At 42.7% G+C, this 25,313-nt stretch carries 20 protein-coding genes and 1 pseudogene; 14 read left to right on the top strand and 7 right to left on the bottom strand.

Annotation, left to right across the window (positions count from 1 at the left end; all coding sequences use genetic code 11):
• Positions 1 to 3 precede the first annotated feature (3 nt).
• From RCO84_RS15785 to RCO84_RS15775, 3 genes are all read left to right on the top strand, one after another.
• A complete protein-coding gene (locus RCO84_RS15785) occupies positions 4 to 555 on the top strand; it encodes a chromate transporter (protein WP_006848525.1) in 552 nt (183 codons plus the stop codon).
• Between the two features lie 40 nt (positions 556 to 595).
• Entirely contained in the window at positions 596 to 1,168 is a 573-nt protein-coding gene (locus RCO84_RS15780; RefSeq protein WP_317585800.1) for a chromate transporter, read from the top strand.
• Positions 1,169 to 1,350: 182 nt separating this feature from the next.
• Complete coding sequence (locus RCO84_RS15775) at positions 1,351 to 3,042, top strand: DUF6377 domain-containing protein (RefSeq protein WP_317585644.1); 1,692 nt, start codon at positions 1,351 to 1,353, stop codon at positions 3,040 to 3,042.
• A 136-nt stretch (positions 3,043 to 3,178) separates the two neighbouring features.
• Here the strand turns inward: RCO84_RS15775 and tnpC are convergent, their stop codons facing one another.
• The 6 genes from tnpC to RCO84_RS15750 all read right to left on the bottom strand — a co-directional run bounded on the left by tnpC (position 3,179) and on the right by RCO84_RS15750 (position 8,351).
• The gene (gene tnpC, locus RCO84_RS15770; RefSeq protein WP_317585643.1) at positions 3,179 to 4,759 is read right to left on the bottom strand and encodes an IS66 family transposase; all 1,581 of its coding nucleotides are present in this window, start codon (positions 4,757 to 4,759) and stop codon (positions 3,179 to 3,181) included.
• A 101-nt stretch (positions 4,760 to 4,860) separates the two neighbouring features.
• Positions 4,861 to 5,118 carry an IS66 family insertion sequence element accessory protein TnpB gene (tnpB, locus tag RCO84_RS16980; protein ID WP_373690110.1) on the bottom strand — a complete coding sequence of 86 codons (258 nt, stop codon included), beginning with the start codon at positions 5,116 to 5,118 and terminating at the stop codon, positions 4,861 to 4,863.
• Positions 5,119 to 5,289: 171 nt separating this feature from the next.
• The gene (locus RCO84_RS15765; RefSeq protein ID WP_264957586.1) at positions 5,290 to 6,315 is read right to left on the bottom strand and encodes an IS110 family transposase; all 1,026 of its coding nucleotides are present in this window, start codon (positions 6,313 to 6,315) and stop codon (positions 5,290 to 5,292) included.
• Positions 6,316 to 6,602: 287 nt separating this feature from the next.
• On the bottom strand, positions 6,603 to 7,628 hold the full coding sequence (locus RCO84_RS15760) for an IS110 family transposase (protein ID WP_287851789.1): 1,026 nt from the start codon (positions 7,626 to 7,628) through the stop codon (positions 6,603 to 6,605).
• 124 nt (positions 7,629 to 7,752) lie between these two features.
• Positions 7,753 to 7,953 carry an IS66 family insertion sequence element accessory protein TnpB gene (tnpB, locus tag RCO84_RS15755; RefSeq protein ID WP_144155435.1) on the bottom strand — a complete coding sequence of 67 codons (201 nt, stop codon included), beginning with the start codon at positions 7,951 to 7,953 and terminating at the stop codon, positions 7,753 to 7,755.
• On the bottom strand, positions 7,941 to 8,351 hold the full coding sequence (locus RCO84_RS15750; protein WP_117588064.1) for a hypothetical protein: 411 nt from the start codon (positions 8,349 to 8,351) through the stop codon (positions 7,941 to 7,943). Before RCO84_RS15750 ends, tnpB (RCO84_RS15755) begins: the two co-directional genes overlap by 13 nt.
• Before the next feature lie 289 nt (positions 8,352 to 8,640).
• Here RCO84_RS15750 and RCO84_RS15745 point away from each other — a divergent pair, with 289 nt between their 5' ends.
• The 8 genes and pseudogenes from RCO84_RS15745 (at position 8,641) to RCO84_RS15710 (ending at position 20,945) form a co-directional block, all read left to right on the top strand.
• Entirely contained in the window at positions 8,641 to 10,887 is a 2,247-nt protein-coding gene (locus RCO84_RS15745) for a TonB-dependent receptor (RefSeq protein ID WP_317585642.1), read from the top strand.
• A 38-nt stretch (positions 10,888 to 10,925) separates the two neighbouring features.
• On the top strand, positions 10,926 to 12,098 hold the full coding sequence (locus RCO84_RS15740; protein ID WP_317585641.1) for an esterase: 1,173 nt from the start codon (positions 10,926 to 10,928) through the stop codon (positions 12,096 to 12,098).
• Positions 12,099 to 12,114: 16 nt separating this feature from the next.
• Complete coding sequence (locus tag RCO84_RS15735; protein ID WP_144154689.1) at positions 12,115 to 13,641, top strand: serine hydrolase domain-containing protein; 1,527 nt, start codon at positions 12,115 to 12,117, stop codon at positions 13,639 to 13,641.
• 182 nt (positions 13,642 to 13,823) lie between these two features.
• Positions 13,824 to 15,038, top strand: a pseudogene (locus tag RCO84_RS15730) (ATP-binding protein); the annotation flags it as partial.
• A gap of 309 nt (positions 15,039 to 15,347) precedes the next feature.
• Complete coding sequence (locus tag RCO84_RS15725; protein ID WP_317585640.1) at positions 15,348 to 17,789, top strand: alpha-L-arabinofuranosidase C-terminal domain-containing protein; 2,442 nt, start codon at positions 15,348 to 15,350, stop codon at positions 17,787 to 17,789.
• Positions 17,790 to 17,988: 199 nt separating this feature from the next.
• Complete coding sequence (locus tag RCO84_RS15720) at positions 17,989 to 19,635, top strand: tetratricopeptide repeat protein (protein WP_186292307.1); 1,647 nt, start codon at positions 17,989 to 17,991, stop codon at positions 19,633 to 19,635.
• 145 nt (positions 19,636 to 19,780) lie between these two features.
• On the top strand, positions 19,781 to 20,146 hold the full coding sequence (locus RCO84_RS15715) for a DUF3244 domain-containing protein (RefSeq protein ID WP_317585639.1): 366 nt from the start codon (positions 19,781 to 19,783) through the stop codon (positions 20,144 to 20,146).
• On the top strand, positions 20,118 to 20,945 hold the full coding sequence (locus RCO84_RS15710) for a hypothetical protein (protein WP_317585638.1): 828 nt from the start codon (positions 20,118 to 20,120) through the stop codon (positions 20,943 to 20,945). The genes RCO84_RS15715 and RCO84_RS15710 overlap by 29 nt, the downstream gene beginning before the upstream one ends.
• Positions 20,946 to 20,960: 15 nt before the next feature.
• On the opposite strand, the gene RCO84_RS15705 is transcribed toward RCO84_RS15710, so the two are convergent.
• Complete coding sequence (locus tag RCO84_RS15705; RefSeq protein ID WP_264902789.1) at positions 20,961 to 22,184, bottom strand: transposase; 1,224 nt, start codon at positions 22,182 to 22,184, stop codon at positions 20,961 to 20,963.
• 138 nt (positions 22,185 to 22,322) lie between these two features.
• Here RCO84_RS15705 and RCO84_RS15700 point away from each other — a divergent pair, with 138 nt between their 5' ends.
• The 3 genes from RCO84_RS15700 (at position 22,323) to RCO84_RS15690 (ending at position 25,208) form a co-directional block, all read left to right on the top strand.
• Entirely contained in the window at positions 22,323 to 22,502 is a 180-nt protein-coding gene (locus RCO84_RS15700) for a hypothetical protein (RefSeq protein WP_317585637.1), read from the top strand.
• Positions 22,503 to 22,816: 314 nt separating this feature from the next.
• Positions 22,817 to 23,356 carry a DUF481 domain-containing protein gene (locus RCO84_RS15695; RefSeq protein ID WP_144155032.1) on the top strand — a complete coding sequence of 180 codons (540 nt, stop codon included), beginning with the start codon at positions 22,817 to 22,819 and terminating at the stop codon, positions 23,354 to 23,356.
• A 295-nt stretch (positions 23,357 to 23,651) separates the two neighbouring features.
• Positions 23,652 to 25,208, top strand: coding sequence for an IS1182 family transposase (locus RCO84_RS15690; RefSeq protein WP_317585636.1), 1,557 nt, complete (start codon positions 23,652 to 23,654; stop codon positions 25,206 to 25,208).
• Positions 25,209 to 25,313: the final 105 nt, after the last annotated feature.

Genomic DNA, 25,313 nt, shown 5'->3' with positions numbered 1-25,313 from the left:
AAAATGAATAATAGCGTAAGTTATCTTACATTATTCAAAACATTTATGAAGATTGGCATAGTCACCTTTGGGGGTGGCTATGCCATGATTCCTATTATAGAATCCGAAGTCGTCGACAAGCATCATTGGATGACGAAGGAGGAATTCTTGGATGCCATTGCTACTACCCAGATTTGTCCGGGCGCCTTGGCCATCAACATGAGTTCCCTGCTCGGATATAAGTTGGCAAAGACACCGGGAGCCATCGTCTGCACCCTCGGCGCTTCGTTGCCATCGTTCCTTATTATCTTAGCAATAGCCATGTTTTTCCATCAGTTTGAAGACAACAAGGTTGTTGCTGCCATGTTTGCAGGCATCCGTCCTGCCGTCGTGGCATTGATAGCCGTACCTACGTTCTCGCTTGCCAAGAGTGCCGGTATTTCGCTTGTCAACTGCTGGATTCCTATTCTATCCGCCCTTCTGATCTGGCTTTTGGGCGTCAACCCAATCTGGGTGATTATCGCAGCTGCCGTAGGTGGCTACATCTATGGACAGTTTATCCAGCCAACGGAATAAAGGTAAAAGGGTAAAAAAGTAAATAGCTTAAAACATAATGATGATATTTTTTCAGCTTTTCATCGTATTCATTCAGATAGGCGTCTTCGGATTCGGAGGTGGCTATTCCATGCTATCCCTGATTCAGGGACAGGTTGTTACGCAGTATCATTGGATGACGATGCAAGAGTTTACCGATGTGGTTGCCATTTCTCAGATGACACCGGGACCTATCGGTATCAACACCGCTACCTATTGTGGCTATACAGCTGTCCATAATGCCGGCATGAGTGGCATAATGGCTGTACTCGGAAGTGCCATGGCGACCTTTGCGCTGGTTCTCCCATCCTTGGTTTTGATGATTCTTATCAGCAAGATGCTGTACAAGTATATGAACACCTCAGCCGTCCAGAGCATCTTCATCGGTCTTCGCCCAGCCATCGTCGGTCTGGTAGGAGCCGCAGCCCTGCTTCTGATGAATGGCGAGAACTTCTCTACTCCCGAAAATCCTTGGAGATTCTATATCTCCATCGCCCTCTTCTTTGCTACCTTTATCGGCGTGAAGGTGATGAAGATCAATCCTATCCGCATGATACTCTACTCGGCTTTTGCAGGATTGGTACTATTATATTAAAGAGATTTCAAATATTAGTATTAACTTTGCTGTCAATTGAACCCCTCAAACCCTATAGAATGACATTTAGAGAAGAAAAAACAACCTCCAAAAAGAGGTTTCAAGCTTGCAAGCATAGCTTTGTGATAGCATGTCTCTCTATACTGACTTGCTGCCCAATCCTTATTTCTGCCCAAACCCCAATGGCAGGAACCATTAATCGTATGCCTATCGAAAAGATGAAGGCGGAGTTTGAGGCCAAAGGTGCTACTTACGGCAAAACCATAAGCAAGAAGATAAAGCCTTATATAAATAAGGTATGCGAAACACTGGCAGACACCTCCATCTTTCATGCGAAACAGAGACAGAAAGTAAATACGATTAAGCAGCAGTTAGGTATCCCCCAACCCCTCACAAAGCAATACGAACTCAGGGAGAAGCTGTTTCGCATACAATTCCTGCTCAACTTTGAGGATTCTTACCAATGCGCCCGCCATTGCGAAGAGCTAGCACTGCAGTTGGCAAATTCTCCCAAGGCTAACTCAAAAGCCCCTTCAACCAAAAGTCCTTACGACTATCTGGCACAAGCCTACATCTACGAGGCCCAAGCATTTACCAATAGCGGGTACTTCAGAGAGGCGGCGGAGACTTTGGCAAAGATTGCTCCCAGAACTTGCTCGCAAGATATCCGAATCAACTATATCGTAGCTGCATTCAACCTGGAATTCGAGAACGGATTCTACACCCCATATCGCATTCTTTCCAAAGACACCTATCTGGAAAACATGAAGCGACTGTATGGAGAATTGAAGCAAACTGTGTCTTCAGACTCTTACCTGCTCGATGACATGCTCGTAAAGATGTACTTCCACGAAACCAAATATGCCGAGGCCATTAAGCAAAGCAAAATACTGATCAGCAAATTATCTCCTACCTCTGCATACTATGCCTACGCTCTTGGCAACCTGGGATACAACTATATGGGATTACGCAACTACACCAAGGCAGCAGAATGCATCAGCCAATCGGCCATCATGGAAATCAAGCGTGGCTCAGTGGAATATCCTGCTGCCAGAAAGATAGCCGAAATCGCTTACGTCACAGGCGACATTGCCCGTTCGTACATGCTCATCAATGTAGCGATGCACAATGCCGAACAATATCATTCACGTTACCGCTATTCCGAGATAGCATTCAGCTATCCCCAGATAGATAAGGACCTCTATGCAATCACTCAAAGGCAGAAAATGTGGCTCACTATCGGTCTCATTTTCCTGAGCATCGTGATTGTCCTATTGATAGCTGCAATCATCGTCATGAAGAAACAGCGAAAAACGCTCCATCGGCAGAAGTCACTCATCGAGTCTCAGATGAAACATCTTTACGAAAAGAACGTACAGATTGCGAGCATCAACAAGGAACTTATTGAAGCAGGGCACATCAAAGAAGTAGTACTGAGTCAATTGATAGTGGGCAGTGCGAACCACCAGGTTGCCATCGAGAAACTGCGCAAGGAAGTTTTGCGCCGACTCACCATCCGAGATTACGAAGGACTCAAAAACGTATTCGATGCCCAAAAGGGAGCCGCATTCGACACCTTTTATCAGATGGATAGTATTTTGCAGATGCTCTTCCCGAATTTTGAGGAAAGCTTCAATTCCTTTCTTCGCCCAGAGTGTAGGATAGTTCCCAAAACGGGTGAGCGACTCACCGTGGAAATGCGCATCTTTGCCCTCATCAGATTGGGCATTACCAAAAATGAAGACCTGGCACGTTCGCTCAACTACTCAGTTAACACCATCAAGAGTTACAAGACTCGAGTATTGAACGCCGCCCGCTACGACAAAGAAGAGTTTTATAAGAGACTGAAGGAAAAGGTCAATACAGAAGTCTAACACCCCAAACAGCCTGATTTCAAAGGGACATGTGCCTTATCACAAGGCGTATGTCCCCTTTTTTATGGTAAGCGTCTCCGCGTTTATACCTTGCATAATTCAAAAAAAGCAGTAACAGCTGATTAAACTAATGCTGTTACTGCTTTTTCCATCGGTCAGGAAGTAAGTTTCTATATTTTTCCAATGGGGTATTGGGTTGCCATTCTGCAGTCTTTTCTATTACGTCGCATATGTATTCAAACAGATTAATGCCATTCAGCCTGCATGAGATGGCGATGGAATATAGGATAGCCGCCCGGCTTGCTCCTTCGTGCGAACCAAAGAACATTGAGTTTCTTCTTGATAGTGATATGTACCTCTGGATTCTCTCAATATAGTTGTTATCGAGAGCCGTATCACCTCTTTTGAAGATGTCACAAATGGCATTATATTCATTAAGGGCATAACCGACCGCCTGCGCCAAGGTAGACTTGGGCAGCAAATCCTTCCTGGAAGATATTTCCTCCAGTTTCTCCAATAAATCCTGTAAAATGTCCGGTGCATATGACTGCCGATAGGCTAGATGGTCTTCAACGGTCCATCCATTTACCCCAACCTTATGTTTTTTGTCTTCTCGATAAAATCTGTTGAGGATATCTACGACTTCCTGAGCATCCTTGTCCTCCTTGCCGCAGTCGATGAAGTCTCTCTTGACATGCTGTAGACAGGCGATTCTCATGATGTCAGGATAAGCATCCGACTCCAGTTTCCGGTAAGGAGCATATGCATCACTCTGTATGGTACCTTTATAATCAGAGAATACGTTAAGTATGACCTGCTCAGAGCGTGATCCATCCTCATATACGAAGAAGACAAGTCCCAGTTTAGGCGCACTTACAGCCCAGAAGTAGCCTTTCTTCGAACCCTTGTCCGCAGGCTTTGTCTTGGCTAACAGTACTTTATGGTATGTCTCGTCCGCCGAGACATAATCCTGCTGCAACACTACTTGGCAGATAGCCTTATAGAAGTTTTCCAGTACATCGGCACTTCTGGCAATCAGCTTGTTTGCCGTGGCCTTCCTTAACGTAAACCCATTGTCGGCAAAGTATTTGATGATTCGCTCTACCGGCATGGAATAGATGTATCGCATCTGCAGGAGTCCTGCTGCAAAGGAAGGTGAATAGGAAGAATTCAACAACAGAGCCGGCGGAGTTTTCCCCGGATACATGATACATCCATCAGTATAAGTGTTGATGTGATACACGGTCTTGATGAATTTGATGGGTTCCATGCTGTAACGTATACAGGTACGAGTCCCGAAGAGACGCAACGTCTTCAAAAGCTCTGCATCCATGACTGGATCTATCGTAACATGCACCTCTTTCATCTCGTAATGCATGTCACGCTTGGCACCATTGTTTTTGCGTGCCTTTCTCTTTTCGGCCTGCTCTGTTTTCTTCTTGTCAAATTCCTCCTGGGTCATCGAGGCTTGTGGATTCTTTTCCTGACGTTCGGACTTCTTGCCTGAAACGAGCTTGCCGAGTGCCTTGTTCTGACGATTCGCTTTGTCAATGGCGATTCCTTTCTGGACGAGTAGTTCTTCTAATGACTTTATACGTTCAATGAGTTCGTTGACCTGTAGGGTCAGCGAACTCACTGTAGCATTAGCTTGCTGAAGCTGTTCGTTTGCAAGCTGAAGTTGTTCCTTCAAAAGTACTATAATTTCGTCCTTTTTCATAGTGCAAAGATACGAAAAAATATCGAGACATGCAAGGATTTTCAGATATTTATTTTTACTATCTTGCTGATATACAACCTATTAAACGCAACCTTACACACCTACAGATTAAGCCGTTTTCGATATCTCATACTTTTCAGGCAAATTCCGCTCATGATGGCAGATAGCGTCTTGTAAGGCATTTTGCATTGTTTGCTTTGGGGATCAAAGAATGGTAATTCAAAGGTTCCTCGCTCCAGTCGCTTCTGATACAGCAGGAAACCGTCGCCATCCCATTTGATTCCTAAGACATAGCCAAATTTTTGAGCAATTTTTTGTGTTAATAAATATAAAAGAGGCGTTTTGAAGCATACAGGCACTAAAATATCGGTAGCAGAAATGGTCAAAAATGATTTTTCTGTTACAAATCAACACGGAACTCGTTCTTTTAATAGCGTGTGGCTAGATTCCTAATTAGTTATCCGTGTTTGTGTCTTTACAAGACTCTAAATGGCAGTAGCACAGACTGCTATAGTTCACTTGTTTCGGACTTATGATATTGCAAGTTTTTCATTGCTGCTCTTTGAATCCAACGGTTCCCATTTTCTGTTCTGCTTACCTATGGCGAACATTCTGAGAACAAGTTTGAACTTAACGGCATTCAATGCCTTGCGTTTAGTGTCTGAATCTTGCTTACCTCCTAATTTACGGTTATAAAATGATTGTAACTCTGCATCATATTGTACAGCAACTGTGGCCGCCATGGATAGATCCGCTTTCGCCTGACCATCACAGCGTGCTGAAGGTCGGGGACGCCATCTCACACTGGTGCCTGAAGTGTGGGAGTGCGGTGCCACGCCGACATAACTGGCATATTGCCTTGCTGTTTCAAATGCGGTAAAGTTTCGGGTAATGACAATGACATTTATGGCATTGACGAAGCCGACTCCTGGTATTGTCAGAAGATTCTTGTAAGTAGCCAAAAGGCTATCGTCTGTAGCCAGCAACTTCTGCTCTTCCAACTCGATGTTATCAATGTCACGGCTGAATTTCTTGATGTAGCCATCATATAACTGGGCATCTTCCTTTGTGGTGCACAGCTGTCTTCTGTTCATGAAGCATGTACGCTGTTCCACCAGGAACTTACGCTCATTCATCAGTGCCTTGAGTCTCTGCATGGTCTTGTCAGGCATTTTATAAGGCTTGACACATTCGGTACCATTATAGCGATAGAGAAAGTCTGCAATCTTGGCAGAGTCAATCTTGTCGCTCTTGTCCTTGGGTTCCATGGGATAATGCTTTACCACATGGGTGGAGAGCATGCAGAACTGATAGTTCCTGGCATTAAGAAACTTCTCCAGTTCCATGGAATAGCTGCCGGTGAACTCCATTCCAAAGAGACAGTTCGAGAGAACCACATGATTCTTCTTGAGCCATGTGCACATTTCGCCAAATCCCTTGCGGGAATTGTTGAATACATCGTGAGAAAAGTCCTTAATTGGGGCTTCTTCACAGAAAATTGATACGTCAATGACATTTTTTGAGATGTCGATGCCGATAAATGATTTATTTTTCATACCTTTGTACCGCATTTTGCAGGAAGGAGCTCTCTATGTCAGGGTAAGCCACATCTTTTAAAAGCTTCCACGGCTAATTCCCTAAACGGCACTTGACCTGGCATTTCAGGCTGGGGAGACTAGATCAGGGAAAGGTCTTTGTCTAAGACAAAATAGTTCACTACCCCCGTCCGGAGTTCCTTCCATTTCAGATGCTCCGGCAAAGGTAGTGAAAAAAACGCAGACAAAAGACTTAGTCGGGAAATAGTTATGCTCTAAGAAGTGCGATAGTTCACTTTTGCTGCATTTTAGTTCTTATATGCATCTGTCTCCACATATGGTGTTCCACGCTTTATCACGGCAAACATACGAAGGACTAGCTTGAACTTGATGGCATTGAGTACGATGCCACCGCATTTTTCCTTTCTCTTGCGTATCCAATAGTCTCTTATTGAAGGATTGTTCCTTATGGCGGAAAGGACAGCTATGGATAAGTCTGCCTTGGCTTCAGAAAAGCCTTTCTTGGAAACACCCGTTTTCTTTCTTACTGAGGTACCAGATTCCTTTTTAAAAGGGGCTATTCCTATGTAACAGGCATATTTGCGAGGATTGCTGATTGCAGTGAAATTTTCCGTCAATACAATGGTTTCCAACGCTATGATGCGACCAATGCCAGGAATGGAGGTCAGCAGATTGTAATTCTTTCTGATGCTTGTATCTTCATTCATGTAGCTGTCAATCTCCTTGTCTATTGCTTTCTGGTTTTCCTGCATGTTCTTCAGCAGGAGTTTCTTGCGTTCAACGGATAAGTCTGTGTCGTATGCGCAGATATCATGAAGCTGTTGCTTGTAAAGAACAGACTGTTTGGTGTTCTGCTTACGCTCAGCCAGCAATCTCTTCAACTTGAAATAGACAGATGAAGGAAGTTTGGAGGGATTGCGAAGAATCTTCTTGTGGTTCTGCTCACAATAGATTGCTATTCTGAAAGCATCCAGTTCATCAGTCTTGATACGGTCTAGAGAGCGCTGGTCATCATCCAAGTCTGGCTCGAAGCGATGCATTTTGCGAGGTTCCACCATACCATAGATATATTCTTTGGATTCCAGCCATAATCTGAAGTTTTGATTATAAAGTCCAGTATATTCCATACAGAACAAAAAGGTAGCAAAGTCTTTTCCTACCTTTGCAACCCAGGAGCCAATCTTTTTGAATCCAGCATCATCATTGCTCACCTGAATATGGGCATTCTTCCAATCGATGGCTTCACCATCATAATAAGCAAGGTCGAGAGTCTTCTTGGAGACATCTACGCCAAAATACAGTTCTTTATCCATATTATTAACATTTTAATATTAAATGGATACAAGAAAACATTTGGCTTGGCGAAGGACTGAGTCAAATGATAGTGATATTCTAGAGCATTTTATAGTTCACCTTAACACCCGTTAACCAATTCGTTTAAACTTGTTTCCGAGTGCAAAGGTAAAAGAGCATTTTTACCTGCTGGCGGTTCTTTGAGAAGAAGATGAAGACGGCACCACCGAGTGGCGGCAGCTCCATCTCCGTCCTCACAATCTGGTACAGGCCATTTATGCCCATGTTCATTCGGACATATCGCTGGCAGACGTAATACTGGGTATTTTCGTTTAGTCCAAACATAGCATATCCTCCTTTTCATAAAGTTTCATCAGATGCATGACAGATTTGGCGCTACCTTTCTTGATGGTGACTATCGTTCCATTTGGGAAGGTTAGGGTTATGCCAAAAAGATAGTTCTCTGGACAGACGGGTTCGGATGGCATTTCCATGGGAAGGAACATCATCCCAGTGTCCTTGGCTATTGCCTCGGAACATTCCTTACGGGCTTCGGCCTGAAGCAGACGGATCTGCTGTTTGGCTAACCTAACGGAATAACCTTTCTCTGACATCCATCTATGCATCGAGCGATGGTTTACATGCCGTTCCTTTAAAAAAGGAATCAAACTGGCTTTTGGATTATGATTCAAATGAATCTGGAAGGCATTCCATGCCCTCTCATAACGTTCTGTTGCTCTCATAATTTCATTGCTTTTAAAATTATGGTGCAAAGGTAAGAACTTTTACGATAAAGGGCAAGGTATAAACGCGGAGCCGCTTACTTTTTATGAGTATATTCTTTCTTTAACAGGGTATATTCTACCGGATATGCATATTGTGTAATCATCAGATTATCAGCGATTATTCATTTTTCAGAAGTCTATCTATGGTATATTTCTTGGCAGCAATCGTTTTTTGCAGTACTTTTGCAAGCGAAAATTTCATTAGAAATCTTTCAAATCCAATCAGTATAACTAATAACTTTTAGAAATGAACAAAAACATTTTTCTCTTATCATCAGTACTGATGGCTACAACAGCAACAGCAGTCAGAGCCAATGAGGTACCGACAACTCTAGCAAGAGTTAATTCCTCTTATATACAAAAAGAGGACACAACAGAAACCGCAGGCAATGACCATGGTGTGATGCTCAACGCCAAGGATGCCACAGAGCCTCGTCAAGTAGAGATAGGCTTGCCTATGAGCTACACAGCAGTTACTGTAGATGGACTGCCAGCAGTTTTCTATTATTGGCCAAACACCACAAGCAACCATTGGCGTGGCGAACAGTTGCTTGCCAGCCAGGGTCTGCAGAACATATCTACCACAGCCATACGCTTTGGTGAGATTGGCTATGGTGTGGATTCCTATATGGAACGTGGCGGTGAAACACTCAAGGGAAAGCTGAAGTATCAGACCAACACCTTTGGTGCACAGAATTTTGACATCAACGTGTCTGGCAAACTTGCCAAAAAGACTTATTTCACGCTGAGTGCTTACCAGAATTTCGATCCAGGAACATTCGACCTGAAATTTACCAACTACATCGACCGTGCCCAGTTCTACACTGCCGGCATCACCCATCTCTTCCATCAAGACAAGGGTCGATTCAGTCTCTATTACAAGTTTACCGAAACCCATCCTCTTACCACTGCAGCCAACTACGCCCCTTTTACCTATGATGGCAATGGAAAGATAACAGAGGTGAAGGGTTTCAGAATGGGTCGTGACTCTTACCTCCCGGTTGATGGTATCATGGAATATCGTGATGTGAAAACAGGGGAACTGAAGTCAGGCAACCTCTATGATATTTCCAAAACCAAGACCCATGAGGGAACTGCCCTTCTGGATTATGACTTCGGCAATGCTACAACCTTAGCATTGAAAGCCAAGGTATCTACCTCTAAGGGAAACAGTGTGGACCAACTCACGATGGGATTCTACGAGGATGCCGATGCCACCTATGCTGACAATGGACAAGCATTCCATGGCAATATCCAGCGCCGTCTTTCACAGATCAATGCTTTCACTGTGACTGACGCCATGTTTGTGGCAGAGCTCCAGAAAAAGACAGCCAACCACAATTGGGCTTTTGGATTAAACGAGTTCTACTCTTACATCGACTACGCCCGTAGCACCACACAATATTATCATGAGGTTGCACCTAATCCACGCAAACTCATCTACAACGGCCAGGAATACGCCAATCTGAATGGTTCGAGCGAATACGACAAGGGAAACGAGAACAAGCTGGCAGCCTATGTGAACGACAACTGGCATATCACTCCCAACTTCCGTATGGGATATGGTTTGCGCTTGGAAATGTTCAATGTAGGTGTGGATTACATCACTGATGGTCGTTTCAGCGACTTCCATATAGGTGCACAATACACAGATGAAAACGGAAAGGCACAGACCGTAGGTACCACCCATCACAACCTGTCTGGTCTCAACTATGCCGTTTCAGTATCTCCTACCTATAACCTGACACACAATTTCGGTTTCACCGGTGAGATCAACTATCTGAAGCAATATCGTCATCTGGAGGCATACTCTGGCACTTCGCTTCCTTATTACGACTATCGCCCATTCATCCTGGGACGTGCCGGTATCTTCTACAACAACGACTTCGTGAACCTGGTTTCCGCCTTCACCTACGCTCGCCGCACCAATGACTACGGACGAATGACCGTGATGAGCGACAACCCGAACGAAGACCCTGTGATGGTAGGTTCATCCAGCGGTATCGAGACTATGGGCTGGACAACAGATGCCATGTTCTCGCCATTCAAGGGATTCAAGTTCCATGCCATGTTCACTTACCAGAATCCTAAGTACACAGGATATAAGTTCGAGGCATTCAACAAGACCTATGATTTCAGCGACAAAACCGTTACCAAACAGTCGAAAATATTGATTGAGTTAGACCCAAGCTATACATACGACCGCTTCAATGTCTGGGCATCGTTCCGCTACTTTAGCAAGCAGTATGCCAACGTGGGCAACTCTGTGTATTTCGAAGGTAGATGGGAAACATTTGCAGGTGCAAGCTACAAGTACAACAAATATCTCACCTTCAATGTCAACCTCGTTAATTTCCTCAATCAGACGGGTGCCCAGGGTACCATCCCAGGTTCCGATCTGATAACTGATGGCAGCAGATACGCCGGAACACTGATGGCAGGAAACTATATACGTCCATTCACCGTAGAGATTGGCGCAAAACTCAACTTTTAAATTACAAAATAACAAACAATTTTAAACATTTTCAAGATATGAAAAAGTATATTTCAATCCTGTTTATGCTCGCTGCAGCAATGAGCATGAACGCACAGCAGAATGTATCATTCCGCTCAGGAAAACTCGTTTCTCCACAGGTAAACGAAGACAACACCGTAACCTTCCGTATCCAGGCTCCTAAAGCAAAGAAGGTAAAGGTAATCGCCGACTGGGAAGCTAACAAGGGAACAGGCATCATGAAGAAGGACAAGGAGGGCGTATGGACTTACACCACCCCAAAGTTGCCTTCAGAAATGTACACCTATCGCTTCGACGTAGATGGAGTAACAAGCATCGACCCAACCAATCCTTTCACCTGCAGGGATGTAGGCAACGTATTCAGCATCTTCTATGTGGGCAATGGCTGTGCTGATGACTACCAGGTACACGACGTGGCCCATGGACAGGTTCGCACCGTATGGTATCATTCCAACAGCGCCAACACAGACCGTCGCATGAACATCTATCTTCCTCCAACTTATGGCAAGACTGACGAGAAATTCCCAGTGTTCTATCTTCTTCATGGAAGTGGAGGCGACGAAAATGCCTGGCTCGAACTGGGTAATATCGCACGCATTATGGACAACCTCATTGCAGAAAAGAAATGTAAGCCAATGATTGTAGTCATGCCAAACGGCAACATTGCCAAGCAGGCTGCGGCAGGTGAGACTTTCGAGAACCAGAACTACAAGCCTGTAATGACCAACTTCCTGCCTCACTTCAAGGATGGAACTTTCGAAACAGCCTTTCCTGAGATTGTAGATTACGTTGATGCGACCTTCAATACAAAGGCAGACAAAGCTCACCGTGCCATCGCAGGTCTCTCCATGGGTGGTCTTCATTCTGTGATGATTTCAGCCAACTACCCAGACTTGTTCGACTATGTGGGACTCTTCTCGGCAGGAGTCAACTTCAAGGATGTTGACATGGAGGCATTCCCTGCCTACGCCAACCTGGATACCAAACTTGCCACACAGGCTAAGAAAGGCGTAAAGCTCTACTGGATTGCCATTGGAAAGGAAGATCAGCACATGAACAACAACAAGTTGTTGATGGAACGACTGGACAAGGATGGACTGAAATACACCTATCATGAGAGCAGCCGTGGACATATCTGGAGCAACTGGCGACAGTACACCCTGCAGTTTGTTCCACAACTGTTCAAATAAGAAAACACCCACTGATATGAAAAAACTATTTCTGACAATATCACTCGCCTTTGGGCTTCTCTCTGCAGAAGCCCAAACCGGCGATCTTCCTCGTGTTGCCCCAGAGCAGGCAGGAGTAAAAAGCAAGCAGGTCGTAGCATTCTTCGACTCCTTGATGTCTTTTCCCAAGACCGATATCCACAGTGCCATCGTGATGCGTCACGGCAAGGTGATAGGCGAAATCCACCCAGCCCCATTCAAGGCAGAATATGGGCACACCCTCTTCTCCTGCTCCAAGACATTTACATCGGCAGCTATCGGTATCGCCATCGGCGAACATCGCCTGAAGTTGACCGACCGTCTCGCTACCTTCTTTCCAGAATATCTGCCCAAGGAAGTGAGCGAATGGCTCTCCGACATCACCATAGAAGATTTGCTCACCATGCGATCGGGATTCGTTTTCTTCGATGAAGTAAGAAGTGAGCACTTAGACTGGGGCAAGACTTATCTGAACCATCCTATGAATTGCAAACCAGGCACCAAGTTTCAATATGATTCTCTTGACACTTACCTGCTTTCCGCCATCATACAGAAGGTAACAGGTATGACGTTGCTGGAATACTTAAAGCCACGTCTCTTCGAACCTCTTCATATTGAAAAGGTGAAATGGGAAGTGAGTCCTGAAGGTATCAACACGGCAGGTTGGGGACTTTATCTGCAGAGCGAGTCGCTTGCTAAGTTCGGACAGTTATTGCTGCAACAAGGTAAATGGGAAGGCAAGCAACTGATACCATCTAGCTGGGTGAAGGCGATGATGTCGCCACACGTAGAAGATTACTATGGCTACCAGATGTGGATGTGTGAATGGCCTGATGCCGCAAGGGCAGATGGTGCTTACGGACAATATATCATCGTAAACCCACAGCAAGACATGGTGGTAGCCATCACCCAATGTCTTACTGGCAACGGAAGTAAGGAACAAAGCCTCATCAAAAATGTTTTGTTCCCAGGCATTATCCCATCCAACGATAAGAGCGCATCTAAAGAGAGGGACATCCGACCTGGAAAGGCGTACCGCATATTGAAGAAGAAACAATCTACTTATGCACTTCCACTCTTGGAGGGAAAGAAGAGCAATAGGCAGATGAGCATACCTCTCAACGTAAGCTATCAGCTCGACAAAAATCCATTGGGTTGGAAGCAAGTAAGCTTCCTAACTCCTCAGAAAATGGAAGTAGTGGATAGTGTTGGCAGAAAGGGCATCATCGAAATGGGTTTCAAGCAATGGAAGACCTCCTCCATCGGTTTCTATCCACAGAATCCTCGTGGTACGACATTGAATTGCTTCAGCACTATCGATTTTCCTTTCCACGCCAGTTCTTGCTATGCCTGGCAAGGTGAAGAGTTAGTCATCAAAACGCACTTCGTGGATTGGATAACCGCCATCGAACTCCGTCTCCAGTTCAAAGATGACCAACTATTAATCCATTTATCAGAAAGCTATCATAGCAAGAAAGTTTCTTTTAAAGCTCATAAAGCTCAGCAACCCCATGAGCATAAATAGCTAACATTTTTTTCTTACATACTGAGCCCACATTTAAAAAGTAAGGCTTGTTTTAAAGTGGGCTCAGTTATTAATTATTCGGTATTTGCGGGACTGTTTTTACTATATTAAACAAATTCTTTCTATTTTATTTGGCAGTAATAAATAAAAGTCGTACATTTGCAACAAAAAGGAGATAGACCATGACATACTCACAGGCAGATATTACCGTTCCATACGCTGTGGCGAACTTTGCTGAGATTCGCCACAAGGGATATTATTATGTGGACAAGACCAACTATATTCCACTACTTGAGCGTTACAAAGCACCAGTTTTTCTCCGTCCTCGCAGATTCGGAAAGAGTCTGCTCGTTTCCATGTTGGCTCACTATTACGACCGCAACATGGCAACACAATTCGAGGATTTATTTGGTGGAACTTGGATTGGCGAACACCCAACAAACGAGCACAACCAATATCTCGTTGTAAGATATGACTTTTCCACTACTTCCGTTGCCAGCAAAAAGGAAGATATCGAGAAGAACTTCAACGCAGTGAATTGCAGTCCACTCCGTACATTGGTGGAACGCAACAGAGACCTTTTTGGAGATTTCAGGTTCAGAGAGGATGGCAATGCCTCCAACATGTTGGTTGAAGTATGCGAGTTTATCTCTTCCCATAATCTTCCACCTCTTTATATATTAATAGATGAATACGACAACTTTACCAACCAGCTACTAGTTGTCTATAAGGACTCGCTGTACCAGGACCTGACCACAGGGGAAAGTTTCCTACGAACATTCTTCAAGGTTATCAAGGCAGGCATTGGCGAAGGTACCATCCGCACCTGCTTCTGCACAGGAGTACTGCCTGTCACCATGGATGACTTAACCAGTGGCTATAACATCGCAGAGATGTTGACTCTGAAGCCGGAATTTACCAATCTATTGGGCTTTACCCATGAGGAAGCAGCCCAATATCTGAAGTATGTCATCAAGAAATATGGCCCTCAAGCCTCTTTCGAGGAATTATGGACTCTGATACTCAACAATTATGATGGTTACCACTTTTTACCAAATGCAGAACCGTTGTTCAACTCTACCATTCTAACTTACTTCCTCAAGAACTTTGCAGAACTGAAAGGCGGCATCCCTACGGAAATGGTAGATGAGAACCTGCGCACTGACACTAGTTGGATAAGAAGATTGACCATCACGCTTGACAATGCCAAAGAAATGCTCGACAGCCTGTTGATGGATGGAGAATTGTACTATTCACAAGCCGATTTACGCAGCAAGTTCAACAAGCAAAAGTTCTTCTCCCCAGAGTTCTACCCTATCAGCCTCTACTACTTGGGTATGACCACCCTGAAGGACAATTACAAAATGGCTTTGCCAAACTTGACGACCAAGAGCGTATGCAAAAGCATACGTAGCTTATATTGCAGGGAACAAGACTTGCAAGATTTTTAAAGTGAATAGCAATGAATGATTATAACAACCAATAAGAACGCACTGTTCTTTCGCAAAGTCTAATATATCCAAAGTAAATCGGCAAAAAGGTGGATTTTCATCAGAAAATCCACCTTTTACACTATAATTCGCTTTTTGTCCACCTCTTCTTTGTGTTTTTTGTGTACTTTTGCAACTGTGTATTAATAGCGGCATGAATTCAGGCTTAGCTTGGTTTCATGCCAACCAACAAGTAAACAAACCTAAGAATAAGAAATGAATAAGAAAAGACAGATTTTACTTTCAGCAGTGTTGGCCTCTGCTTTGGCAGCCAACGCACAGGTTATCATCAATGTAGATGCCTCTAACCCAGGTATCAAGGTATCTCCTAACCTCTATGGTATCTTCTTCGAGGATATCAACCATGCTGCAGATGGCGGTCTCTATGCCGAACTCATCAGCAACCGTTCTTTCGAAGACGATGACAAGAATATTCCAACCTGGAAGACTGCGGCTCAGGAAGGTGCAAAGATCAATGCACAACTCATCAATAAGGGTTTGCTCAACAATGCACAGGGCAAGGCACTCCAGCTTACCATCGCTGCCAAGCCTGCAGCTACAGCCTCTCTCATCAATGAGGGTTTCTGGGGAATCAACGCCGTGCAGGGCAGAACCTACAAACTCTCTTTCTGGGCGAAAGGTAGCTACAAGGGCGGATTGAAGGCTCGCCTCACCAACGCCAAGGGCGATAAGGTTTACGCAGAAACCGCACTCAATGCCAAGGTTGGCAAGAAGTGGACCAAATATACGGCTGAGTTGACTGCCAACGGAAACGACGCCAAGGCTCAGTTCCAACTCGTAGCCGACGGAAAGGGTACCATCGTTCTCGATGTAGTAAGCCTCTTCCCTCCTACTTTCAAGAATCGCGAGAATGGCTTGCGCCCAGACCTGGCTCAGCTTCTCTATAACATCCATCCTAAGTTCGTCCGCTTCCCTGGCGGTTGCTACGTAGAGGGACAGGAATCTCCTGAGAATGCTTTCCACTGGGAGAAGACTATCGGTCCTATCGAGGAACGTCCGGGCCATAAGAACGTAAACTGGCGCTACCGTACCAGCGATGGTATGGGATTCGATGAGTATCTGCAGCTTGCCGAGGATCTGAACGCCAAGCCTCTCTATGTTGTAAACGTAGGTTTGTGGCACGGCGGTATGACTCCTGTAGACAGCATCCAGCCTTGGATTGATGAGTGCATGAATGCCCTGGAGTATGCCAACGGTCCTGTTACCTCGAAATATGGTGCGCTCCGTGCCAAAAATGGTCATCCGGAACCATACAATATCGAGTATCTGGAGATTGGTAATGAGAACAACCAGCCGGATCCTGCGGCTCAGAGCGACCATTACTACGAGCGCTTCAAGAAGTTCAAGGATGCTGTATTGGCGAAATATCCTAAGATGCACCTCATCGGTAACGTGGTGGCTTGGGGCGATGACAACCCTAAGTGGGAAAGCAACGAAAGCGTAGAACTCCTCGACGAGCACTACTACAGAAACCCAGCCTGGTTTGCCGAGAACTTCAACAAGTATGATAACTACGACCGCAAGGGCAGCGAGATTTATGTAGGTGAATATGCCGTAACCCAGGGCTTCGGCAATATGGGTTCACTCGATGCAGCACTCGGTGAGGCTGTCTATATGATGGGCATCGAGAACAATTCGGATATCGTGACCATGGCATCCTATGCTCCTATCTTCGCCAACCTCAACAACCGTATGTGGGCACCGGATATGATTCAGTATACATCAGACAAGGTATTCGGAACTCCATCTTACTACGTTCAGAACGTGATGGCCAACAACATCGGTACCCGTGTACTGAAGGTGAACCAGGAGAATCCATACAAATATGAGCAGACTCAGGTGAAGCCAGCTATCTGCCGTGTAGGTATGGGAACATGGGGCACTCAGGTTTCTTTCGAGGACAAGGGCTACAGCGATGAGAACGGAAAGGCGCTGCCGATGACAATGCAGGAGTTGCCTACCGATATCCGTGGACAGTGGAAGACAGAGGGCAACCTCATCAAGCAGACCAGCAACGAAGAGAGCTGCATCCGTCTGAACCCAGGCGAGATTACCAGCAACGGCTATATATATAAGGTACGCGCGAAGAAGGATGCCGGAAACGAAGGTTTCCTCATCATCTTTAACTACGTGGATAAGAACAACTACTGCTGGTTGAACCTCGGTGGCTGGAACAACACCCAGCACGGAGTGGAGGCTATCGTGAATGGTGCCAAGAGTCAGATAGCTACTACCCCAGGCAGCATCGAGACCGGCAAGTGGTATGACATCGAGCTGAAAGTAGTAGGCGACAGCATCTTCGCCAAGTTGGATGGCAAGGAAGTATTCTCAACCAAGTTGAAGGCAAACACCCTTCCTGGCATCTTCTCTACAGCCACACTTGATGAGCAGACAGGTGAGGTAATCCTGAAGATTGCCAACACCAGCACCGAGCACACCACAGCGAAGATTAATCTTCAGGGCAAGGAAATCAAGAATGGCAAGCTCATCCGCCTTTCTGCCAAGAACGGTCTGGAGGAGAACACCATCGACAACCCTACCAACATCTATCCTGTAGAAAACTACGTAACTACAGAGAAGAATAGTGCTACGGTAGAGATTCCAGCCAGCTCGCTGAATATCATCCGTTTGAAATAACAGACTACATCCAGGGCAGGATGCCCTGGAATCCATATACAGGTAATAACATTTTGAATAGTTGATAAGAAAGTTAGTTAGAAAAGAGAAGGCGGTAACCTGCGTGATGCAGTTTGCCGCCTCGTTTTTTATGATTGTCTATCACCTTAAAACTTATTTTACTGTCAACTTATAAGTTTTGCGCACAAAATTTTGGTAATTGAAAATAAAAGTTGTATTTTTGCACGATATTAAACAAAAACAACAGATGAAAAGAAAGCAATTCGTCATATCAACAATTATCATATTACTTCTTGCTCTTTTTGCAGGATGTAAACAGAGTTTTTCTCCTGCACTCAAGAAAGCAGACCAAGTGCTTTCAGCAGATACAGAGAAAGGAAGCAAAATGCTTGACAGTATCTGCCAGGCAGAGCCGAACATGTCCACTGCCAATCAAAGGTATTACCAGCTTTTGAAATTAAAGGCTAGCGACAAGGACTATCAACCCATCACGAATCAGAAACTCCTCATCGACTCATTAGTTTCATATTTTGAGCATGCAGGTGAAGACAACCTGCTTGCCGAAGCATACTTCTATGCAGGAAGAGTATACTACGAAATTGGCGACAAACCCGAAGCACTCAAGTTTTATCAGAAAGCGAACGAGAAGGTTGCCAAGGACAACTATGCCCTGCAAGGTGACATCTATTGCCAAATGGCAAACGTGTATCGCTATACAGACTTAAATAAAGAAGCATTAGCGGCACTGCGCCTTGCCTATCAGGCAGACTCGCTCAGCGGAAATATCAGAAATATGCTTTATGACATAAGAGATATGGGAGAAGTATATTTAGGACAAAATAATATTTTAAAAGCACAGAAAAATTTCTCATTAGGAGTAGAAAAGGCAAAAAAAAATAAAGACACCTTACTTCTTCTACTTTTCCATCATGGTCTTGCAGTGGCTTACAATAGAAAAGATGAGACAACTAAAGCATTGTCTCACATAAACTATTGCATCAACAATATTAATATACTTAATGACAAAAACGGAGTTTATGTTACTGCTCTTGACATATATACAAAAAATAACAACAAGAAACTTGCAAATATATATCGAAACGCTATTTTAGATTTCGGTAATATCACATCCAAACGCTACGCTTTAGAGAATTTACTAAAAGAAATAACATCCAAAGATGCTATTACCAATAAGTACTTCAAGAAATTTACACTCTACGATGACTCTGTTCAAAAACTCAAAAACTGCGAAGCTACTAAAAAAGCAGAGCAATTGTACCAATACAATCTAAAAGAAAGAGAAAATACGAAACTCAAAGCAAAGAATCATTTCAAAAATATTTCAATTATAATAGCATTTTTTTTCTTGCTTATCATATTCTTTAGCTTTCAAATGAAAATTAAGAATATGAAGCAAGAGCAAGAATTGCTTAAACTTAAAATTGATAAATTGAAACAATTAGAAAAACTTGCAGAATTAAAAACACAAGCTAAACTCAACTCAGAGCAAAACTCTATAGGCACTTCCAAAATACAAAATACAATTAACAAAGAAATAAAGGAAGGTACTTATAAACTATCAGAGGAAGGTTGGAGGAATCTCAAAATATTAATAAACTCTACGTATCCGGAATTTGATAAAAATCTAGAGGCATTCCTCTGTACAAATCCTGTAGAATACAAAATCTGTTTAATGATAAAATTAGGTGTTACCCCTTCAAATATTGCAAAATTTGTTAATGTAACAAAAGAAGCAATAACAGCATCTAGAAGAAGAATGTATATAAAGGTTTTTAAGAAAAAAGGAACACCTTCAGATTGGGATAAAGTAATCCTCTCCTTATAGTCACCTGTAAATCAAGCATATCCATTAGTATACACGTTTGTGTACATCAATGGATATGCTATTGTACACTCTCTGTACACTCTTTTTTTTTGCACTTCATCTGTTTTTCTATATCTTTGCAACCGAATAAAAAATTTATTAGATTATGAAACATTTATTATTTACCGCATTGCTAATTGTTGCAACAACAAAAGCTTATGCAGAAAGGGAGTTTATTCCTTTACAAGTACACTCGTCAGACCCGACTGATAGTTATGGTCAAATTCGTCATGCTCCACCTAGAGTTAGCACACCTATTGTAGAGATTGTCGAGAACGTTATTTACATTCGTTCTCGACAAACGGGTGAAGACTTAACTATTACCTTAGAAGATATTGACGGAAATAACATATATAATGTATGTACTACCACAAATGACAATTTGTCTATTTGGATATCACAAGATATACTAAATAAAGCTCACATCATCACAATAAACATAGATGGAAAAGAGTATTTTGGAGAGATTTAATAATATTATTAATAATAAAATAACAATTATGAGAAAGATTTTATGCATTTTAGTAGTCTTTGTGGCTTTCGTGTTCAGTTCATGCTCTAATGACATGACTAGTGTTGCAACCTCTACAACAGCTAACAATTCTTTTACACAGCTTTGTACTTCTATTGACAGTTTAAACAACACCTACAATGTAGGACCTCAAACTAGAAGTCTCAATAAATGGGGTGGTAAAGTATTCTCTGCTGTAGTTGATGGCATAACAGGATATATTACCGGACCTGCTGGTCCTATTGTAGGCACTTTATGCTCATGGGCCTTTGATGCCCATTGGGAAAGCTGTTCAAAAGCTATGGCAACAAGAAGTAGCATGAAGATACCCTTAAAAGATTCGCTACTTCTTACAACAGAATCACCTACATATGTAAATGCAAATAATACTACACTTAAAACAGATTCCATCGGATATTATCACAACAAGATTTTAGATAAAATCAGCATGTCAAGCTCCCAATATATAAGGGAAGATAATGAAATTGATTATGATAATTTATTCAAGGACTGTATCAATTATGCTAAGAATTATGGCATAAACACTTCTGAAGCAACACAAAATTATGCAAAATATTTAGCTCTATCAAAAGACATAATTAATGCATTTTCAAAATGTGTACAAGAGAAGAACGATATAGAAAGTGCCTATGATGAGGTTAACAAATCATACATAAAACGATTCGAAAATAACAACAGAATAAAAGATGCTGAAATAATCCAAAAGAAGATAGTTACAAAATTATCAATAGTTCGTTAATAATTCAATAATGTGCTAAGCAGCTATACGCTGTAAGCACGAGAGATCTTTGAAAATCTTGCTAATTAAAGTTCGGTTCGGGGTGTACCCACTTGCTTTAAAAATTCGTTTCACCAGATAAATGTTGGTCATCAGTGACTTGAATGAAGACATAGAATATTCCATTCCCATCTCCTTCATAGTTACCTTGGCAACATTTAGTGATGTGAACGAAGCATTGAAAGCAAAATCGAGTTTCCACTTATCGCGAGCCTGGCAGTCCATAAGACCAGTATAGCCTTTGGCGTCACGAAAGCAAAATTCGATCTGGAACCTGGTTCTATAATAAAGAAGTACCTCTTCACCCGAAAGTGAGGTGTCTGTAGAGAAGAATAGTTTCTTCTTGCCATTCGGCATCTGCCAGATGACAAGTCTAACTTTACACTTGAGTGCCTTGGAATAGGCAATCAAAGTATAAGCTGTTCCTTCTATATCTTTCATTTCCATCTTCTCCATTCGAGTGAGGTCAAGATTCTTCATATCAATCTTGCCATCCTTGGTCTTTGGGCGACCACGTTTTCCAGTACGTGGACCAGCATAGACATAAAAGAGACAAGCATTGTCACGAAAGCGGCTTATCAAAGAGAACCCTTCTTTCTTTATCCCATTAACAAATGTACTTGTAGAGAAGTAAGCATCTGCAACTATGAGGGTTGAGAGTTTGAGAAGTTCATTGCGGTAACGCTTAATGACGCCGATATAGAAATCTACCATAGTCTTGTTTCTAAGACTCAGTTCTTTATTACTTAGCGACTGGTGTGCTCTTAACATCATGCAGTCTTTGGCAACAATATCAATGAGTCCAATACCCATGATTTCGAGACCATGTTTAACAGACTGTGCACATCCCGACCAAAAACGACCGATATGTGGAGTCTTCTTGCCAGCTTTGCTGATGTAGCTGGGATCAATGGCAATAGCCCATCTTCCCTGTTTACCAAAGAAGCGCTTGGCAAGTGAGACATTAAGTTTGAGCCAGTCAATGCTTTTCGACTTTTTTAAGCCGAATGCGTTGCGATAGGTTTGCTCAACATGCGAGCCATACCTCCCCATTTGGGTGAAATTTATCTTTCTTGGTATTACCATGAACAAAATTATCACCTCGATGAGTATTTTCTCGAAACTTTTTGTTAACTTTGCAGCCGAATCTTCAACTGCATCTTTAAAGATATCCATATATTGGTCAAGTCCTGTATTCATATAATTTTGCGTTTGTCGTGATTTGCAAAGTTACTGAAAATCAGCGACTTGACCAACTTTTTATAGTTAAGTTTTCATAAACATTTCTTAATATAAGTTGTTGATTTACAGACGATTAAATATTAATTTAACGCAGTATTGAAATTATCAACTCTAGACAAAAAAGAGGATATTAAAAAATACGCAGATCAAGTATTCCAACTCTATGATGAAGCAAATATTGAGCCTCAACAAAAACAAGATTTCAAAACGATTACAAATGTAACAGTTAATAGTAAATTATATTGGGACAATGCAAAACTACAAGAATTTGAGTAAATGCTTAATGGGCATTCTTGGCTTGACCATAGCATTTTTTATTGGAAACTTGATTATCGATGCCATATTCAATGATAGTATTGAATGGAAGACATCGTTATTCAAAGCTATTATAGCTGTATGTATTATTTATATCCTCAAATACTTTGAAAAAGTGTTTCAAAGGAAATAAGAACGTGCAAAATATCATAAAAGATACGGAGAATGGCTACACCCGTAGCCATTTTTCGTACTTTTGCTTACGTTTTCGTTCTTTAGACCATTACAACAAATGGGCTATCGGGTCATATATTAACATTACAAGATAGATTATTATGAAGAAAAGTTTAATTCTAATCATGGGTGCCGCAACTTTGGCGATGCCTATGCACGCCCAAGAGGAAAGTAATGCCTCACATTACTCCATCTTAGACCATCTGACATTTGATCTCGATGCTAGCGTGGGAATGGAGAACAAAGGTATGACACCTACTACTTTGAACTTCGCCCTTGGCTACAAACTTACCCCACGCTTCTACGCCTTCGCCAAAACAGAAGGTAGCATCAACCTCTACAAGAAAGATGATGTGAAGACTTATTTCAAAAGTCAAGCTTTAGGTGGTGGACTGGGCTTCAAACTCTTCAACCCTAAGACTACCGCACAAGGGGTAGATCTTCGTCTCTCCGTAACCAATACTATCGGAAATGCCGACTGGAAATACACCTCCTATAATGCTGATCTCATCCTCTATCCGAACTGCAAGAAGAGTAGAAGTGTTCCCTATATCGGACTAGGTTTCAGACACATTAATTCTCACACCTCAGGATTATCCAATTGGAATGGCATCACTGGAACCATCGGTTTCAGATTCTAGAGATTACATCTTCAATATGATGATAAGAGCCAACAATATAGTGCAAGATATTTATCAATATGCCAAGAAAATTGATACAAATAAATCATTTCTATCTGGAAGTGGTTAACAAAATAAGCCAATATAAAGGAGGGTGTGTCATAAGTCTGTGACGCACCCCTTTTTATTTTTTGCCTTTTCACAGATACGAAATCTTTAAAAAACATTTTTATTTACAACAAAGCCCAAACTTTCACAAGCTCGGGCTTTGCCTTTCCGCAAAAGATTTGTATTTTTGCAGAAAACTTCTTAAAGTATGGCAAAGATACAAATAAAATCTGAAACTCGGCACGAATTGAGCTTTTTTCCTAACTCTTTCGATGATTATGTGCCAAAAGACAGCAAAGTTCGTATGGTGGATCGTATTGTTCGCAGTATGGACATCAACCCTCTCATGGATACCTATGATGGGATTGGTGCTCCTCCTTACAGTCCGAAGATGCTTCTAAGTTTAGTTGTTTTTGCCTATATCAATGGCGTTTATTCCTGTCGTGGCATAGCGGACGCACTTAAATACGATGTTCGCTATATGTGGATTTGTGGAGGTAAGCAACTATCTTTCGCAACAATCAACCGCTTTAGATCCAATCATATGATTAAATGCATCGACTTTTATTTTGATGCAGTCGTCTCCATATTGGTTGAAAAGGGCGTGATTAGTCTGGAGGAACAATATGTTGATGGTACTAAGATAGAGTCGAAAGCAAACAAGTACACGTTTGTATGGAAGAAGACTGTGGAAAAGAACAGGGCTAAGCTCTTGGAAAAGACCTCTGCTGCATTGGCTCAGATAAAAGAACAAATTCGCCTGAATGGCGGGAGTGCCATTAAGGAAGAAGACAGCGAGCCAGCCACTTCCGCCAAGGATGTAGAGAGAAGTGCACGTTTGTGTGAGAGGCAAGTGAAGAACCTTCCTAAGGCAAAGCTTACAGGAAGAGAGAAGCAAAAGCTAAATACTCAGATAGATCACTTGTTCAAAGCCTCGGACAAACTGGGCGAGTATGAAAAATCACTGGATATACTGGGCGAGAGAAACAGTTACTCCAAGACTGATCCCGATGCGACCTTCATGCGCCTCAAGGAAGATGCCATGAACAATGGGCAGACAAAGCCTGCCTATAACCTTCAAATTGCGACAGAGAATCAATATTGGACGAATTTCGCCCTTTATCCCAATCCAACAGACACCCTGACCTTCAAGCCTTTTTTGGATAAGTACAAGAAAAGATATGGAAAGCAATCCAAGAGCGTCACCGCAGACTCAGGATATGGCTCGGAGGAGAACTACGAGTACCTAGAGATGGAAGAGATGATGGGTTATGTAAAGTACAACTGGTTTCACAAGGAACAGCATAAGCCTTTCAAGGAGGATGCCTTCAACCAAGCGAACTTCTACTACAACAGGGATGATGACTATTATGTCTGCCCCATGGGACAACACATGGAACCTTGTGGACAACGGCAAACGAAAAGTGACTCCGGCTATGTGTCTGTCATTACATTATATAGAGCACAACGATGTGATGGATGTCCGCTTGGAAGTCTCTGCAAGAAATCCAAAGGCAACAGAACCATATATGTCAACCATAAACTGAATGCATATAAAAAGGAAGCCTTCCTGCTACTAACGTCTCAAGAGGGCTTGAAACACAGAAGCCAGCGACCGATAGAGCCGGAAGCTGTATTTGGGCAGATGAAGGCAGATATGCATTATAAGCGATTCAGGCATTTTGGAATGGACAAGGTTTACATGGATCTAGGATTGTTCGGAATGGGATTCAATTTGAAGAAATATTTGGGTATAAAACGATAAAACTCAATTTTGTTTTTTTTATCGTCAGGGATAACTATGCCCTTTTGTGAGCTTTGGGGCTGTTTTGTTATCGATAAAACAAGAAAAGTAAAGTTTCTATACAAT

Source organism: Segatella copri (assembly GCF_949820605.1).
Taxonomy (GTDB): domain Bacteria; phylum Bacteroidota; class Bacteroidia; order Bacteroidales; family Bacteroidaceae; genus Prevotella.
Note: the sequence above shows the minus strand (reverse complement) of the source record. Positions and strands in the feature narration are given on the sequence as shown.

Excerpts from the sequence above, each read along its gene's own strand:
- tnpB (WP_144155435.1), bottom strand. The coding sequence starts at position 7,953 with ATGTTTGGACTAAACGAAAATACCCAGTATTACGTCTGCCAGCGATAT.
- RCO84_RS15715 (WP_317585639.1), top strand. The coding sequence starts at position 19,781 with ATGAAACATTTATTATTTACCGCATTGCTAATTGTTGCAACAACAAAA.
- RCO84_RS15750 (WP_117588064.1), bottom strand. The coding sequence starts at position 8,351 with ATGAGAGCAACAGAACGTTATGAGAGGGCATGGAATGCCTTCCAGATT.
- RCO84_RS15745 (WP_317585642.1), top strand. The coding sequence starts at position 8,641 with ATGAACAAAAACATTTTTCTCTTATCATCAGTACTGATGGCTACAACA.
- RCO84_RS15785 (WP_006848525.1), top strand. The coding sequence starts at position 4 with ATGAATAATAGCGTAAGTTATCTTACATTATTCAAAACATTTATGAAG.
- RCO84_RS15690 (WP_317585636.1), top strand. The coding sequence starts at position 23,652 with ATGGCAAAGATACAAATAAAATCTGAAACTCGGCACGAATTGAGCTTT.
- RCO84_RS15705 (WP_264902789.1), bottom strand. The coding sequence starts at position 22,184 with ATGAATACAGGACTTGACCAATATATGGATATCTTTAAAGATGCAGTT.
- RCO84_RS15780 (WP_317585800.1), top strand. The coding sequence starts at position 596 with ATGATATTTTTTCAGCTTTTCATCGTATTCATTCAGATAGGCGTCTTC.
- RCO84_RS15695 (WP_144155032.1), top strand. The coding sequence starts at position 22,817 with ATGAAGAAAAGTTTAATTCTAATCATGGGTGCCGCAACTTTGGCGATG.
- RCO84_RS15740 (WP_317585641.1), top strand. The coding sequence starts at position 10,926 with ATGAAAAAGTATATTTCAATCCTGTTTATGCTCGCTGCAGCAATGAGC.
- RCO84_RS15775 (WP_317585644.1), top strand. The coding sequence starts at position 1,351 with ATGGCAGGAACCATTAATCGTATGCCTATCGAAAAGATGAAGGCGGAG.
- tnpC (WP_317585643.1), bottom strand. The coding sequence starts at position 4,759 with ATGAAAAAGGACGAAATTATAGTACTTTTGAAGGAACAACTTCAGCTT.
- RCO84_RS15725 (WP_317585640.1), top strand. The coding sequence starts at position 15,348 with ATGAATAAGAAAAGACAGATTTTACTTTCAGCAGTGTTGGCCTCTGCT.
- RCO84_RS15710 (WP_317585638.1), top strand. The coding sequence starts at position 20,118 with ATGGAAAAGAGTATTTTGGAGAGATTTAATAATATTATTAATAATAAA.
- RCO84_RS15765 (WP_264957586.1), bottom strand. The coding sequence starts at position 6,315 with ATGAAAAATAAATCATTTATCGGCATCGACATCTCAAAAAATGTCATT.
- RCO84_RS15735 (WP_144154689.1), top strand. The coding sequence starts at position 12,115 with ATGAAAAAACTATTTCTGACAATATCACTCGCCTTTGGGCTTCTCTCT.
- RCO84_RS15760 (WP_287851789.1), bottom strand. The coding sequence starts at position 7,628 with ATGGATAAAGAACTGTATTTTGGCGTAGATGTCTCCAAGAAGACTCTC.